The 14,987-nt window shown below is 63.5% G+C and carries 14 protein-coding genes; all 14 read right to left on the reverse strand.

Features of this window, described 5'->3' with window-relative positions:
• Window positions 1-118 precede the first annotated feature (118 nt).
• A complete protein-coding gene (gene fabZ / locus UP09_RS32400) occupies window positions 119-577 on the reverse strand; it encodes a 3-hydroxyacyl-ACP dehydratase FabZ (RefSeq protein ID WP_044542363.1) in 459 nt (152 codons plus the stop codon).
• The gene (gene lpxD / locus UP09_RS32405) at window positions 577-1,644 is read right to left on the reverse strand and encodes a UDP-3-O-(3-hydroxymyristoyl)glucosamine N-acyltransferase (protein ID WP_044542364.1); all 1,068 of its coding nucleotides are present in this window, start codon (window positions 1,642-1,644) and stop codon (window positions 577-579) included. The genes fabZ and lpxD overlap by 1 nt, the downstream gene beginning before the upstream one ends.
• A 29-nt stretch (window positions 1,645-1,673) precedes the next feature.
• A complete protein-coding gene (gene bamA, locus UP09_RS32410) occupies window positions 1,674-4,226 on the reverse strand; it encodes an outer membrane protein assembly factor BamA (protein ID WP_044542365.1) in 2,553 nt (850 codons plus the stop codon).
• A 175-nt stretch (window positions 4,227-4,401) separates the two neighbouring features.
• Window positions 4,402-5,553, reverse strand: coding sequence for a M50 family metallopeptidase (locus UP09_RS32415; RefSeq protein WP_044542366.1), 1,152 nt, complete (start codon window positions 5,551-5,553; stop codon window positions 4,402-4,404).
• Window positions 5,554-5,596: 43 nt separating this feature from the next.
• A complete protein-coding gene (gene dxr, locus UP09_RS32420) occupies window positions 5,597-6,820 on the reverse strand; it encodes a 1-deoxy-D-xylulose-5-phosphate reductoisomerase (protein WP_044542724.1) in 1,224 nt (407 codons plus the stop codon).
• A gap of 4 nt (window positions 6,821-6,824) precedes the next feature.
• On the reverse strand, window positions 6,825-7,694 hold the full coding sequence (locus UP09_RS32425) for a phosphatidate cytidylyltransferase (RefSeq protein WP_502689101.1): 870 nt from the start codon (window positions 7,692-7,694) through the stop codon (window positions 6,825-6,827).
• Window positions 7,691-8,452: an isoprenyl transferase gene (locus tag UP09_RS32430; protein WP_044542726.1), complete on the reverse strand. Its 762-nt coding sequence runs from the start codon at window positions 8,450-8,452 to the stop codon at window positions 7,691-7,693. The genes UP09_RS32425 and UP09_RS32430 overlap by 4 nt, the downstream gene beginning before the upstream one ends.
• A gap of 77 nt (window positions 8,453-8,529) precedes the next feature.
• On the reverse strand, window positions 8,530-9,093 hold the full coding sequence (gene frr / locus UP09_RS32435; RefSeq protein WP_044542367.1) for a ribosome recycling factor: 564 nt from the start codon (window positions 9,091-9,093) through the stop codon (window positions 8,530-8,532).
• A gap of 51 nt (window positions 9,094-9,144) precedes the next feature.
• Window positions 9,145-9,861: a UMP kinase gene (gene pyrH, locus UP09_RS32440; RefSeq protein WP_044542368.1), complete on the reverse strand. Its 717-nt coding sequence runs from the start codon at window positions 9,859-9,861 to the stop codon at window positions 9,145-9,147.
• A 69-nt stretch (window positions 9,862-9,930) separates the two neighbouring features.
• Window positions 9,931-10,854 carry a translation elongation factor Ts gene (tsf, locus tag UP09_RS32445; protein WP_044542369.1) on the reverse strand — a complete coding sequence of 308 codons (924 nt, stop codon included), beginning with the start codon at window positions 10,852-10,854 and terminating at the stop codon, window positions 9,931-9,933.
• 127 nt (window positions 10,855-10,981) lie between these two features.
• Complete coding sequence (locus UP09_RS32450; protein ID WP_044542370.1) at window positions 10,982-11,974, reverse strand: 30S ribosomal protein S2; 993 nt, start codon at window positions 11,972-11,974, stop codon at window positions 10,982-10,984.
• 217 nt (window positions 11,975-12,191) lie between these two features.
• Complete coding sequence (locus UP09_RS32455) at window positions 12,192-13,157, reverse strand: FHA domain-containing protein (RefSeq protein ID WP_044542371.1); 966 nt, start codon at window positions 13,155-13,157, stop codon at window positions 12,192-12,194.
• Entirely contained in the window at window positions 13,154-14,482 is a 1,329-nt protein-coding gene (locus UP09_RS32460) for a S1C family serine protease (RefSeq protein ID WP_502689102.1), read from the reverse strand. Before UP09_RS32460 ends, UP09_RS32455 begins: the two co-directional genes overlap by 4 nt.
• Before the next feature lie 53 nt (window positions 14,483-14,535).
• On the reverse strand, window positions 14,536-14,925 hold the full coding sequence (locus UP09_RS32465; protein WP_197082778.1) for a DUF2846 domain-containing protein: 390 nt from the start codon (window positions 14,923-14,925) through the stop codon (window positions 14,536-14,538).
• Window positions 14,926-14,987: the final 62 nt, after the last annotated feature.

Here is a 14,987-nt window from a genome sequence, read left to right on the forward strand (position 1 = left end):
AATGTCGGGTTTTCCGGTCGTTAGCGCGACTTTGCCCGACCTGTCCAGTGACGTATCATGACGTCGTGTTGCAAAGACCAGATCGCGTCGATTGCCGAACGTAGCGATGTTCGTCGCCTCAGTCCGTCAGCATGGCGCCGACATCGGCCTCAGCAACGACCTGCCCGTTGACCTTGGCATCGCCGTGAAACCACCACATCGCCTTGCGCCGGCCGATCGAACGCATGTGGTACTCGATGGTGTCGCCGGGCTGCACCGGCTTCCTGAACTTGCACTTGTCGATGGTGAGGAAATAGACCGCGCGCGGCTTCTCGGTGCCTTCGACCGACTTGATGCCGATCACGCCCGCAGTCTGGGCCATCGCCTCGATCATCATCACGCCCGGATAGACCGGGCGGTCGGGAAAATGTCCCTGGAACGGCGGCTCGTTGAAGGTGACGTTCTTGATGCCGATGCCGCTGTAATCGGCCCGGATCCTGACGACCCGGTCGATCAGCAACATCGGAAAACGGTGCGGCAGCGTCTTCAGGATATCGTTGATATCCACGAGCTCGAACTTGACCGGTGACTCCTCCATCACTCCTTCCCCTCACCCTTCGCATCAGCGGCGTTGTCCCGCACCAGCCGCTCCACCGCGATAATCTCCCTGAACCACTGCTTGGTCGGCTTGGCGAAGTGCCCGCCCCAACGGCCGTTCGGCGGGATGTCGTCCTTGACCGCACTCATGGCCGTGACCTGGGCGCCGTCGCCGATGGTGAGGTGATTGTTGATCCCCACCTTGGCGCCGAGCGCGACATTGTCGCCGATCGTCAGGCTGCCCGCGAGCCCGATCTGGGCCGCGAGCAGGCAGTGCCTGCCGATCGTCACATTGTGGCCGATCTGGACCTGGTTGTCGATTTTGGTACCCTCACCGATCACGGTGTCGCGCAGGGAGCCGCGATCGATGGTGGAGGCAGCGCCGACCTCGACATTGTTCTGGATCAGCACGCGGCCGGTCTGGGGAACCTTGATATGGCCCTCCGAGCTGAAAAAGATGAAGCCATAGCCATCCTGGCCGATATTGCACCCGGTATGGATCAGCACGTTGTTGCCGATCAGGGCAAACTGGATCGTGGTCTTGGCGCCGACATTGCAGTCCCGGCCGATCTTCACGTCCGCCCCGATCACGGCGCCGGCGCCGATAATTGTGCCGGCACCGATCTCGACCCGCGGTCCGATGACGACAAGCGGATCGACGATGACGCCGTCCTCGAGATGGGCTGATGGGTCGATGATCGCCGACGGCGCAATGCCTTCGGTACCGAACCAGGATTGCGGCCGCAGCGCATCGGCGTGCCATTCGCGCGCGATCTGGACGAAGGCGTGGAACGGCTTGGCCGCCCGCAACACCGCAACCCCCTTCGGCACCTGGGCCTCAAAGCGCTGGCTGACCAGACACGCGCCGGCCTTGGTCGCGGCGAGCTGATCGGCGTATTTGAGGTTGTCGAAAAAGACGAGATGCATCGGACCGGCCTCGTCAAGCGAAGCCAGCCCCTTGATCTGCTGCGCGCCCCTCGCGGGGTCGACCAAATGCGCCTTCGTCAGCGCGGCGATCTCAGCCAGCGTTGACGAAGGAGGAGTCTTGAAGAAGATCGGCTGCGCCATTCCATCCGTCGCAGTCCGGCCGAACGGTCTTAGAACGTTGTACCGCCGCCAAACCTGAACTCTTGTGTGCGGTCATACGCGCCCTTGGTCAGCGGGATCGCGTAGTCGAAGCGCAGCGGACCGAACGGCGACTGCCAGATCAGGCCGACACCGACCGAGGTACGAACCACCTTGCTGTCGTCATACTGCAGACCGAGGCAAGTTCCCGGAGACGGCGGGTTCTGGGTCGGCTTGACACAGCCAGCCGTGTTGACTTCGCCCGTCGCCGCCCATGAGGTCGGTCCCTGATAGTCGTACAAGCCGCCGGCGTCGGCATAGACCGCGCCCTTGAGGCCGACTTCCTTCGGCAGGAACCAGAACGGCATCTGCAATTCGGCCGACACGCCCCAATACTTGGTGCCGCCGATCGCGTCCTGCGTGCCGTAGGGGTTGATGTCACGCGGACCGATGCCGTTCGGCGCAAAGCCGCGGACCAGGTTGGGGCCCATCTGGAAGTGATCGAGCATGCGCAGCTCGTTGCTGCCCAGCTTGTTCAGGATGCCGGCCTGGCCGTGGATCACGCTAACGATGTCCGAGACCAGCGGCGTGTAGTACTTGGCATCGATCACGGTCTTGATGTAGCTCACGTCGCCGCCGACACCCGCAAAGTCCTGCTTGAAGTCGATCAAGAGGCCGTCGTTCGGGTTCTTGTTGTTGTCGAGCGTGTTGTAGTTCAGCGTGTAGCCGAGCGCCGAGGTCAGGGTCTGGCCGCTCGCCAGCTCCTTGCGGACCGGCAGCGAGGCTTCGCCGTCAGAGTAGCACCAGAGGCCGTTGGCCGAAGCGTCGGTCGCGCCGAGCGCATTCGCGGCTGCCGCGCCGTTCGCCGCCACCCAAGCCGGCGACGGATTGAACGCCAGCAGCGAGTTCGACGTGTTCATATTACAATTCGCCAGCGTCGACGGCAGCGTGATTTCCTGCTGATAGATCGAGTAGCGCAGCTGCAGCGAGAGGTCTTCGCGCAGCTGGAAGCCGAGCCGCGGGCTGAAGCCCAGCGTCTTGGTGCCGTACGAAATGTAGCTGTTGGACAGCTGCTGGCGTTGATAGAAGTCGAGACCGAGCGCGACACGGTAGTCGAGCAGATAAGGCTCGACAAAGGACAGCGAATAGCCGCGCGCATACTGGCCGTAGGTCACCGACGCCTTCGCGAACAGGCCTCGCCCAAGCAGGTTGCGCTCGGAGACGCTGACTTCGGCGAGCGCGCCGTCGGTGGTCGAATAGCCGCCCGACACCGAGAAGTCGCCTGTCGATTTCTCCTCAAGGTCGACAATCAGGATGACGCGATCGCTGGAAGAACCCGGCTCGGTCGTGATCTTGACGGTCTTGAAGAAGTCGAGGTTTTTCAGCCGGCGCTCGGCGCGGTCGACCAGCGCGCGATTGTAGGCGTCGCCTTCCGAGATATCGAATTCACGGCGGATCACGTAGTCACGGGTCCGGGTGTTGCCGCGGACATTGATACGCTCGATGTAGGTACGCGGTCCCTCGTCGATGGCGAAGGTGAGCGACACCGTATGGTCTTCGAAATTACGGTCACCGCGCGGCCGGACGATCGCGAAGGCGTAGCCGCGACGCGATGCCTCGATCTGCATCTGCTCGACCGACTTCTCGAGAGCCTCGGCGTTGTAGAGCGAGCCGACCCTGACTTGCGAGTACGAGCTCAGCGAATTCGGATCGAGGGTTGAGATCGTCGACTGGAAGTTGACGGACGAGACACGGTATTGCTGGCCTTCCTCGATCTTGAAGGTGACCAGGAAGCCCTTCTTCTCGGGGTCGTATTCGGTCAGCGCGGCCACGACCTGGACGTCGGCGTAGCCGTTCTTGAGATAAAACCGGCGCAGCAGGTCGCGATCCGCCTCGACACGGTCCGGATCGTAGACGTCGTTGCCGCCCAGGAAGCTGAGGATGTTCGATTCGCGGGTCTTGATGACGTCGCGCAGGCGCGAGGCCGAATAGGCGCTGTTGCCGACGAATTCGATCGAGCGCACGCCGGTCTTGACGCCTTCATCGACCACGAAGATCAGGTCGATGCGGTTGTTCGGCTGCTCGATGATCTGCGGATTGACCCGCACGTCGTAGCGGCCGGAATGGCGATAGATTTCGGCGATGCGCTGGGCATCCGACTGAACCATCGGACGCGAGAACGTGCCGCGCGGCTTGGACTGGACTTCAGCCGTCAGCTGCTCGTCCTTGACCTTTTTGTTGCCCTCGAAGGCGACACGGCCGATCACGGGGTTCTCAACCACGACCACAACGACCCGCCCGCCCCGCTGATCGATGTGAACGTCCTGGAACAGGCCGGTCTCGATCAGCGCTTTCAGGCCGTCGTCGACCTCGACCTGGCTCAGCCGACCACCCGGGCCGGCATGGAAATAGGATCGGATGGTTTCGACCTCGACACGCCGGTTCCCCTCAACCGTGATCGAATCGACGGTCTGAGCGACCGCAGGCGCAGACACAGCAACAGCCGCCAGGGTGGCAGCCACCGGCACGGCGAACATGACCAAGGCGGCAAACAAGCCCCCCCTCACTCGCATTCCAAACATCATGCGCAACGCGCCCTTATCCTTCTAAGCCGGACCGTACCCCTACGGACCCGGCAGATTCCCAACCTGCTGCACAGCTTGTAGCCAACTTTGCCATGGGGGCAAACTTACTACCGCAATGCAATTCCATTTTCATTCCAAGACGTTGCCCATTAGCAACGTCACAAAAAAGCCTACTTCAGGAGCCGGCGATTCTGACGATGTCGTTGTACGTGGCAAACATCATAAGCATCAAGACCAGCCCGAGCCCGATCCGAAATCCGACCTCCTGCGTTCGCTCCGATAGCGGACGGCCGAGGGCCACCTCCGCCCCGTAGAAAAGCAGGTGACCACCATCCAGCAGAGGGATGGGAAACAGGTTTAAGAGGCCGATTGAAACCGACAATATGGCGCACAGGCTAACGACGAAGTGGAAGCCAGCACTGGCCGCCTGACCGGACAGCTTTGCAATACCAAGGACCCCGCTGACTTCTCCCGGATTGCCGGTTCCAACAAAAAGAGAGCCTAAGAAGCTGAAGGTACTGGAAATTATATACCAGACCTGCTCGACACCGACCTTTAGGGCTTCCACGAAGCCAACCGGTACGCTCGCCGCCTCACCCACCTGGGCCTTGTGCTCAATTCCAAGCACGCCGCCCCGGTGGATGTTGCCGAAGGCATCCTTGATTTCCTTGAGCGCTGGCGTCGCCTTGAGTGCAACGGTTCCGCCGTCTCTCTTTACCTGGAAGGCAAGAGTTGAACCTGCGTTCGACGCAACGATTCGCTGCATGTCCCCGAAGCTGTTGATCGGGCTGCCATCGATCTCCACGACGACGTCCCCGACGTTGAAGCCGGCCGATGCTGCGGCACTATCGGCGACAATGCCATCGACCCGAGCGATCGTGCTCGGCTTGCCGTAGTAGAGGGCCATGCCCGCGAAAATCAAAACGCTGAGGATGAAATTCGCAAACGGACCTGCGGCAACGATGGCAGCGCGCTTTCCAACCGCCTTATGATGGAAGCTGCCGTCGCGCTCTTCCGCGGTCATCGCGGCGAGCTTCCCCGTTGCCGGCGTGGACGCCTCGGAGTCGTCGCCGAAGAACTTGACGTAGCCGCCCAGCGGAATCGCCGAGATCTTCCAGCGCGTGCCGTGGCGGTCGTTGAAACCTGCGAGTTCCGGTCCGAAACCGAGCGAGAACGTCAGTACCCTCACCCCAGCCCAGCGCGCGACAAGGAAATGGCCGAGCTCGTGAAAGAACACGACAATCGTCAGGACGAACAGGAAGGGGACGATGTAGCCGAGGAGCCCATGGCTCAACACATTGAAACTATGAAGAAAAAACTCGGACATCAGATTCCCCTCGACAAGAGCCAGAGGCTCCGTCCCCAACCTACTAGGATGCCTTTAAGGCAATTTGAGGCAATAGGGCGGCAGCTTTATTTCGCGCATTATGGTCAACGGAAATCGCTTCATCCGCCGATTGCAGCGGTGCCAGATTCCCGGACCGCATCCAATCGTTGATCGTCGCTTCGACCAGGCGGGCGATCGCGCCGAACCTGATCTTGCCCGCGATGAAGGCGGCAACCGCGACCTCATTGGCGGCGTTGTAGACGGTCGTCGCGCCGTGTCCGATCCGCAGCGCCTCAAAAGCCAGCCGCAGGCCCGGGAAGCGCTCGAAGTCCGGCGCCTCGAAGGTGAGCTGGCCGATCTTGGCGAGATCGAGCTTCGCCGACGGACCGACGATGCGCTCGGGCCAGCCGAGGCAATGCGCGATCGGGATGCGCATGTCGGGCACGCCGAGCTGCGCCATCACCGAGCGGTCGGAGAACTCGACCATGCCGTGGATGATCGATTGCGGATGCACCAGCACGTCGATCTCGTCGGGTGTCAAAGCGAACAGATAGGACGCCTCGATCACTTCAAGGCCCTTGTTCATCATCGACGCGGAATCGATGGTGATCTTCTGCCCCATGCTCCAATTGGGATGCTTCAGCGCCTGCTCCAGCGTCGCCTGCTCGATGTCGGCGGGGGCCCAGGTGCGGAACGGCCCGCCCGAGGCGGTGATGATGACCCGCACCAACTCGTCGCGATTGCCGGAGGCCAGCGCCTGGAACAACGCGTTGTGCTCGGAGTCCGCCGGCAGGATGCAGGCGCCCGCTTTCGCCGCGCGCTCCATGAAGAAATCGCCGGCGCAGACCAGGCATTCCTTGTTCGCCAGCGCCACCGTGGCGCCGCGGTCGACGGCCGCAAGCGCCGGCTTCAGCCCGGCCGCGCCGCTGACCGCCGCCATCACCCAGTCCGCGGGCCGTGCGGCGGCCTCGATGATCGCGCTTTCACCGGCACCGCATTCGATGCGCGTGCCGGCCAGCGCGTCTTTCAGCTCGGACAGGCGTGCAGGATCGGCAACGGCTGCAAACCGCGCACCGAATTCCCTGGCAAGTTTGGCGAGCCCCTCGACATTGCTATTCGCGGTCAGCGCCTCGATGCGATAACGGTCGCGCGCGCCACGCAGCAGATCCATGGTGCTGTCGCCGATCGAGCCGGTGGCACCCAGGACGGTCACGCTGCGCACGACGGTCGCAGCGGCCTTGTTGTTACGCAATGGAACTGCGCTCATCTCGTCACCAAACCATAAGACCGCGCCCGACGCCATCGGCGCCGCCGCGAAGAAAGCCGAAAATCGCCGCCACAATGACGGCCGCGACAAATCCGTCCAGGCGGTCCAGGAGGCCGCCATGGCCCGGAATGATATGGCTCGAATCCTTCACGCCAAACCGTCGCTTGACCGCGGATTCGAACAGGTCGCCGAGCTGAGAGACCACCGACAGCGCGGCTCCGAGCAGCAACAGCGGGCCGGTGGTACCGATCTCGAAGGCGGCAAAGCCTGATGCAACGAGCAGGCTCGCCACGAAGCCGCCGATCGCGCCGGCCCATGTCTTTTTCGGACTGACGCGCACCCACAGCTTGGGCCCGCCGATGCTGCGGCCGGCAAAGTAGCCCCCGATATCGGTGACCCAGACGACCAGGAGCACGAACATCAGCGCGGCAAAACCCTTGACCGCATCGAGCCGGACCAGCACCGAGCCGATCTCGGCAGCCGCAGCGTACAGAAATCCCGCCGTTGCCCAGTTGCGCCGTTCGCCGGAGACCAGCAGCAGCGCGACCGCTCCGACGGCGAGAACGACCAATGCGGCATCAATCCGGCCGGCCATCAGGCAGAGACCGGCTAGCAGGAGCGCCGCGATGCCGGGAGCCAGGACGCGTGTTTCACGCCCAAGCCCCGTGATCATCAGCCATTCCGCGAACAGGCCGATCGCCGCCAGCGTCACCAGCACAATCCAGGCGACGCCGCCGAGATAGGCCAGCGCGATCGCGATCGGTGCCAGCACCAGGGCTGCCACCACACGCATCGCGAGATTGCGCGACCCCTGCTCGCTTGCTGCCTCAGGCGCGGCTTTCGCTGCCGCCGGTGCGGCCTCGTCCCCGGTCACGAGCCGGTTTTCGCGGCAAGGCCGCCAAAACGGCGCTCGCGCCGGCCATATTCCGCAATCGCGCTTTCGAGCGCCGCCTTGTCGAAGTCGGGCCAATGGATCGGCACGAACACGAGTTCGCTATAGGCAGCCTGCCACATCAGGAAATTCGACAGGCGCTGCTCGCCGCTGGTCCGGATGATCAGATCGGGATCAGGAATGTCGGGCGCATCGAGATACTGCCCGAGCGTGTCGGCATCGATCGAGTTGGCGTCGCGCTTGCCCTCGGCGACCTCGCGCGCAAGGCGCCGCGCCGCAGAGGCGATCTCCGCCCGCGAGCCGTAGTTGAAGGCAACGACGAGGTTGAGCCTGGTGTTGTCTTTCGTCAGCTCCTCGGCCTCATTGAGCAGCGCGCAGATATCGGCCTCGAGGCCCTCGCGTTCGCCGATCACACGCACCCTCACCCCGTCGCGGTGCAGCGTCGCCAGATCGTTGCGGATGAAGCGGCGCAACAGGCCGAACAGATCCCCGATCTCGGTGGCAGGCCGCGACCAGTTCTCCGAGCTGAACGAGAAGATCGTCAAATAGAGCACACCGAGCTCGTTGGCCGCGCGCACGACACGGCGCAGCGCCTCGACGCCGCGGCGATGCCCTTCGGCACGCGGCAGGCCGCGTGCGGCCGCCCAGCGCCCGTTGCCGTCCATGATGATAGCCACATGCAACGGACTGCCGGGGCGATCATCCGGTCCATCGGTTGCAGGGGCGGCGGCTTTCGACATCGGGCTCTTTTCCGTGGCGTTTTCAGGCGGCGCGAACACCGGTTCGCGCGACGAAAACGTGCAAACCAACGAACGCGTCAGACCGTCAGGATTTCCTTTTCCTTGGCGCCAAGCAACTGATCGATTTCGGTGATCACCCCGTCGGTCGCCTTCTGCACCTCGTTGGACAGACGCTCCTGGTCGTCCTCCGAGATCTCGTGATTCTTCTCGAGCTTCTTGATGATATCGAGCCCGTCGCGGCGCACATGGCGCACTGCGACCTTCGCTGCTTCGGCGTATTTGTGCGCGACCTTGACGAGCTCCTTGCGGCGCTCCTCGTTGAGTTCGGGAATACGCAGGCGAAGCACCTGCCCTTCGGTCGCCGGCGACAGGCCGAGATTGGAATCGACGATCGCCTTTTCCACGGCCTTCACCATCGACTTGTCCCAGACCTGCACCGAGAGCAAACGCGGCTCGGGCACGCTGATGGTCGCGACCTGATTGAGCGGCATATGCGATCCGTAGGCCTCGACCTGGACCGGCTCCAGCATGGAGGCCGCGGCGCGGCCGGTGCGCAGACCACCGAGCTCATGCTTGAGTGCCTGCGTGGCACCCTGCATGCGGCGCTTTACTTCATTGATGTCAAAACCAGGTGCGGCCATGACGCTCTCCCTTCTCAAGAAAACCGGTTGCCGACGCCCGCAGGCGCAACGTCAGCCGGCGACGACCGTGCCGTGTCCGGTACCGCGCAGAATGGCTCCGATCGAACCGGGCTCCGCGATCGAGAACACGATGATAGGGAGCGACGTCTCGCGGGCAAGCGCGAAAGCAGTCGCGTCCATGACCTTGTAGCCGCCTTCGATTGCCTGCGAATGGGTCAGGCGGTCGAAGCGCTTGGCTTTGGGGTCCTTCTTCGGATCGGCGCTGTAGACGCCGTCGACATTGGTGGCCTTCAGCACCGCCTGTGCGCCGATTTCGGCCGCACGCAGCACGGCGGTCGTATCGGTCGTGAAGAACGGATTGCCGGTTCCACCGCCGAGCAGGACGATCCGTCCCTCGGCGAGATATTTGTGCGTTGCACTGCGCGTGAACAGCTCGGAAATCTCCGGCATCACGAACGCCGACAGCGTTCGCGCCGGGGTCCCCTTGCGCTCGATGGCCGATTCCAGCGCGAGGCAATTCATCATGGTGGCGAGCATGCCCATGGTGTCGCCGGTCGGCCGGGACACCCCGCGGGAGGACACCTCGACACCGCGGACGATGTTGCCGCCGCCGATCACGACCGCCACCTCGACGCCGAGCTGGCGCGCCGCGATCAGGTCGTCGGCAACGCGATCAAGGGTGGGCTGGTCGATTCCGAAGCCATGGCTGCCGGCCAGATATTCGCCGGACAGCTTGATCACGACGCGACGATAGACCGGCTCAGCCATGATGCGATCGCTTCCTTGTCCCGCGCAGGCAAGCTTCCGGCGTTTGTGCCGGAAGCCCGTCGTCAGCGGTTACTTCTTGCCGCTGGCGGCTGCGACTTCGGCAGCGAAATCGCTTTCCTGCTTCTCGATTCCCTCGCCGAGAGCATAGCTCACAAAACCCGCGATCTTGATCGGGCCGCCGACCTTACCCTCAGCTTCCTTTACCGCCTGGGCAACGGACTTGCCGCTGTCGTGGATAAAGGCCTGATCGAGCAGGCAAACTTCCTTGTAATAGGTCTTCAGGCCCGAATCGACGATCTTCTCGATGACGTTTTCCGGCTTGCCGGCCTGGCGGTACTTGTCGGCCAGCACATCCTTCTCGCGCTTGACGGCCTCCGGATCGAGCCCCGTCGGATCGAGCGCCAGCGGCTTGGCCGCAGCAACATGCATGGCGAGCTGACGGCCGAGGAGCGCGAGTTCGTCGGCCTTGCCGGCCGATTCCAGTGCGACGATCACGCCGATCTTGCCGGCGCCCTCGACGACCGCGTTATGAACGTAGCTCGACACCACGCCCTTGCTCACTTCGAGCGAAGCGGCGCGGCGCAGCGTCATGTTCTCGCCGATGGTCGCGATCGCGTCCGAGATCGCCCTCTCCACGGTGACTTCGCCGATCTTGGCGGCCTTGATGGTCTCGACATCAGCGCCGTGATGCAGCGCGACCTGGGCGATCATCTTGACCAGGCCCTGGAACTGTTCGTTGCGCGCGACGAAATCGGTCTCCGAATTGACCTCGACCAGCACGCCCTTGGTGCCTGACGTCAGCGCACCGATCAGGCCCTCAGCCGCGACGCGGCCGGCCTTCTTGGCGGCCTTGGTGATGCCCTTCTTGCGCAGCCAATCCTGTGCGGCCTGCATGTCGCCGTCGGTCTCGGTCAGCGCCGCCTTGCAATCCATCATGCCCGCGCCGGTCGACTCGCGGAGTTCCTTGACCATAGCAGCTGTGATCGTTGCCATCGTTCAATGTCCTTCTTGCCTGTAGAGAAACCGCGGCGCCCGATGGCGCCGCCGTCAGCGACAGGAAAATCGTTGTTCGTGGAATGGAAGCGGCGGCCGGGACAAGCCCGGCCACGCCGCGTAACCCTTATTCCGCTTCGGCGAGCGTCTTCGCCTGGGCGACCCAGGCGTCGGCACGGCTCGGCAGACCGACTTCTTCGCCGATCTTGTGCGCGGTGTCGTGGTTGAGCTCGGCGAGCTGCCAGAAGTGGAAGATGCCGAGGTCGTTGAGCTTCTTCTCGACCGCACCGGACACGCCGGTGAGCTTCTTGAGGTCGTCGGCGGTGCCACGCGGACCAGCCAGCCCCTGGAAGCCTGCTGGCGCTGCCGCCGGAAGCTCTTCCTGTCGGGGCGCAGCCGACGCACCGACGTCGATCCCGGAATCACCCTGTGCACGCGAGATGCCGTCGATCGCGGCGCGCGCCACGAGGTCGCAATACAGCGAGATCGCACGGCCAGCGTCGTCATTGCCCGGCACCACAAAGGTGATGCCCTTGGGGTCCGAATTGGTGTCGACGATCGCGGCAACCGGGATGTTCAGCCGCTGCGCTTCCTGGATCGCGATGTCTTCCTTGTTGGTGTCGATCACGAAGATCATGTCGGGCAGACCGCCCATGTCCTTGATGCCGCCGAGCGAACGGTCGAGCTTGTCGCGCTCGCGCTGCAGTGTCAGCCGCTCCTTCTTGGTGTAGGAGTTGGCATCGCCGGACGACAGCACGTCATCGAGGTGACGCAGCCGCTTGATCGAGCCGGAAATCGTCTTCCAGTTGGTCAGCGTGCCGCCGAGCCAGCGCGAATTGACGAAGTACTGCGCCGAACGCTTGGCAGCCTCCGCGACGCCGTCCTGCGCCGAACGCTTGGTGCCGACGAACAGGATACGGCCGCCCTTGGCGACGGTATCGCTGACCGCCTGAAGCGCGCGATGCATCATCGGCACGGTCTGCGCGAGGTCGATGATGTGAATGTTGTTGCGGGCACCGAAAATGTAATCCGCCATTTTCGGATTCCAGCGGTGCGATTGGTGGCCAAAGTGAACGCCAGCTTCCAGAAGCTGACGCATATTGAATTCGGGTAGCGCCATAGTTCTAATTCTCCGGTTGGTTCCTCCGGAAACGTGTGAGCAAACGAGCCTGTTGGCCCGGTTGCCACCGGACGGCCTTTGAGAGCCATGTTTCCGTGTGAGATGGCGCGGTGTATAGCGCGATTTGCGCCAGAAGCAAGGAAATATGGCCGGTTCTGGCGACTAAATGGCCGTCAAATGGGTCGTTTCGGGCCAAAATCGGTGAATTTGGCTTCCCTTACCGTCCTCCCGCCTCGGCAGGCTTGGCGTCCTTCCGGTCGGCGTCGATCTTGTCCTTGAGGTCGCCGACAGCGCGGAAAAAGGCGGCCTCCTCCCGCACCGGTACCGCACGGAACGATGGCGGCAGCAGCACATGCACCGTGCCTTGCCGGCCGACGATCGAGAAGGCCTCGGAGCGCTGCAGCGTCTGCGCCGCAATGGCGGTCGCCAGCACCGTCGCCACGATCACGCCCTTCAGCCACAGTCGCGTATGGCCGATCTGGCGCAGGTGCAGGAAGCAGATGACCGCGACGATGGTCCACGCCGCCGCGTATTGATAGGCGGTAGCCGAAGGCGCCGTGAACGAGAATGCCAGAACGCGGGCGATCTCATTATAAGCGGCCAGCGCCAGCGTGCCGCCGAGCGCGATCAACAGATTGCGCATGAAGTGCGAGCGCCCGGAAAACACGCGCGACAACAGCGCCCACAGCCCCGCCCACAAAATGACGGCAACGATGATCCAGAGCAGCGGTGTCAGATAGTCCGACGCGCGAACCTCCGCGGTCTGGGCAAGCCAGACCGTCAGCGCGTACAGGCCGAGCACGGTGATGCCGAGGGCTGCAACCAGGACGCCCGGGACCAACCGTGCTTCAGGTGGCGCAATACGTTCCGGCGCGACCGCGTGATCGGCACTGCGCACGCGCAACAGCGTCTGTCCGATACGAATTGGATGTTCGCCGTCAACCACGACGCGCGCCGACCGCTTGTCGCTGCCGTCGAGGAATATGCCGTTGACGCTGCCGAGGTCCTCGGCAATCAGTTGCCCCGCATCGTCGCGAAATATCCGCAGATGATTGGGTGCGACATAGGGGTCATCGACAATGACGTCGTTGTCGTAGCCGCGGCCGATACGGGCCTCGCTGGCTGTGACACGAACGCGCGTGGCGAGCTCACGGTGGCGCGACAGGACCTCGATCCAGATCATCGCGTCACCTGCAGCGCTTCGAGGAAGCGCTTGCCGAGCGCCATCGCATCATCATAGCCGATCGCCTGCAGGTTCAGGCGCGACACCAGGGCCTCACTGCCGTCATCCTGCGTCACCGCGACCAACGCGACGTCGTAAAGCCCGTCGAATTCGCGATAGGCTCGCGCGCACCACGTCGCGCGCAGCGGTGGGCGATCGGATGCAGCCGCAGTCGCGACGAAATCCTCATGGCAGTGCTCCGGCGTGTACCATTTCCGGTACTGCCCGCCGCCGACCACGCGCCCCTGGCTGAGCTGGGTCAGCAATGTCGCGAGCTGGAATTGATTGAGGTCGATGGTCTTCACGAAGGAATGGCTGATCTGGACGTTGCCGATGTTGAGGTCGGAGGCGACGAACAGTCCGGCATCGCTCGTGCATGTCGTCGTGTTGATGCTTGCGCGTGGCTTCGGCGTGGCGTCGGCATTGGTGCGCGCCCAGCAGTTCAGCCACGACACGGTCGATTCGGGCGTCCGGTACGGACCGAGCGCGACACTGCGAAAGCCCTGATCGAGAAAGGATTTGTAGAGCTCGGCTTGCGAGGCGGCGAGTTGCCGGCCGATCTCCGCGCGCAGGTCGGGCGCCGGACCGCGATTGCGGACGCGCGTCAGCAGCGCATCGGCAAACCGCGCCGGGACCAGGAAGCTCACAAGCTGACCGCCATTGCGCGTCGCGACGTTGATGCCGACCACCCGTCCCTCCGCCGTCACGGTCGGTCCGCCGCTCATGCCCGGATTGAGCGCGCCGGAGAAATGGACACGGTCAGTATAGCTGTGGTCGACGAGGCCGTTGTACGTGCCCTCGACGATCGTGAAGCCGAGATCGAGGGGATCGCCCATCGAATAGAGACGCTCGCCCTTGGGCATTGCGCCATCCATCGCTGCGCGGTCAAATTGGAAGAACGGCGCATCCTTCTTGTCGAGCCGCACGACCGCGAGATCGTTGGGCACGTCGACGTCGAGCAGGCTGACCTCACCGCGCGAGCCATCGGCCCCGATATATTCAAGCCGATAGGTCTTGGGCTCCAGCGCGACCTGCGACACCACATGGTAGTTGGTGATCGCAAGCCCGTCTGACGACACCAGGAAGCCGGAGCCGATCGAGGTCTGCCGCCCTGCGTCGGCGACCAGCGTGCGGATTTGCAGGAGCCGCGGCGGCGCGCTCGCGTAGATCCCCTCGGCGGTCGCGGATTGCGCGGGCCCGGCCCATGCCGCGGCGAAACCGCAGACGACGATCGCAACCAGGAATTCCGTCGCGCGCAACAGCGCGCCACCTGCAAGTCTCAACAACCGTCCTGCTCCTGATGGTCCCTCGTCGCCATAGCGGCGATCGCTGCAGTCGTCTATTGCGCCAATTGCAGCTCGGCAAGCGTCGTGCGCGCGGTCGGTTCGTCAAGTGCAAAGAAATCAGCCGGCCCCGGATTGGCCGCATTTGCAGTGACGGCCGATGCGATGACGCCGCCGACCAGGCCCCCCATCATCGTCACGCCGCTGACAGACGCGTACCGCTCGCTCGCGCGCACCAGAAAGAAATAGGTGCGGCCCGGCTCAGTGGAGAAGTTGTACGTGGTATCGCCCGGAAAAAGCGTCTCGCTCGCGATGAACTGGTGACGACCGGCGGGCCGATCGGCAAAAACGTAGGTCCCGATCGCCACCTTGCCGATGGGCTCGCCGTCGAGCTTCACGTCGCAGCCGCAAAACGCGCTCAATCCCTTGCGCTTTTCCTGCAGCACGACGATGCGCGACTGCCCGGGCTTTGGTGGCCCCACCTTTTTGTGAAATCGCAGCGTAGTCG

The organism is Bradyrhizobium sp. LTSP885 (genome assembly GCF_000938305.1).
In the GTDB taxonomy this organism is placed as follows: Bacteria; Pseudomonadota; Alphaproteobacteria; order Rhizobiales; family Xanthobacteraceae; genus Bradyrhizobium.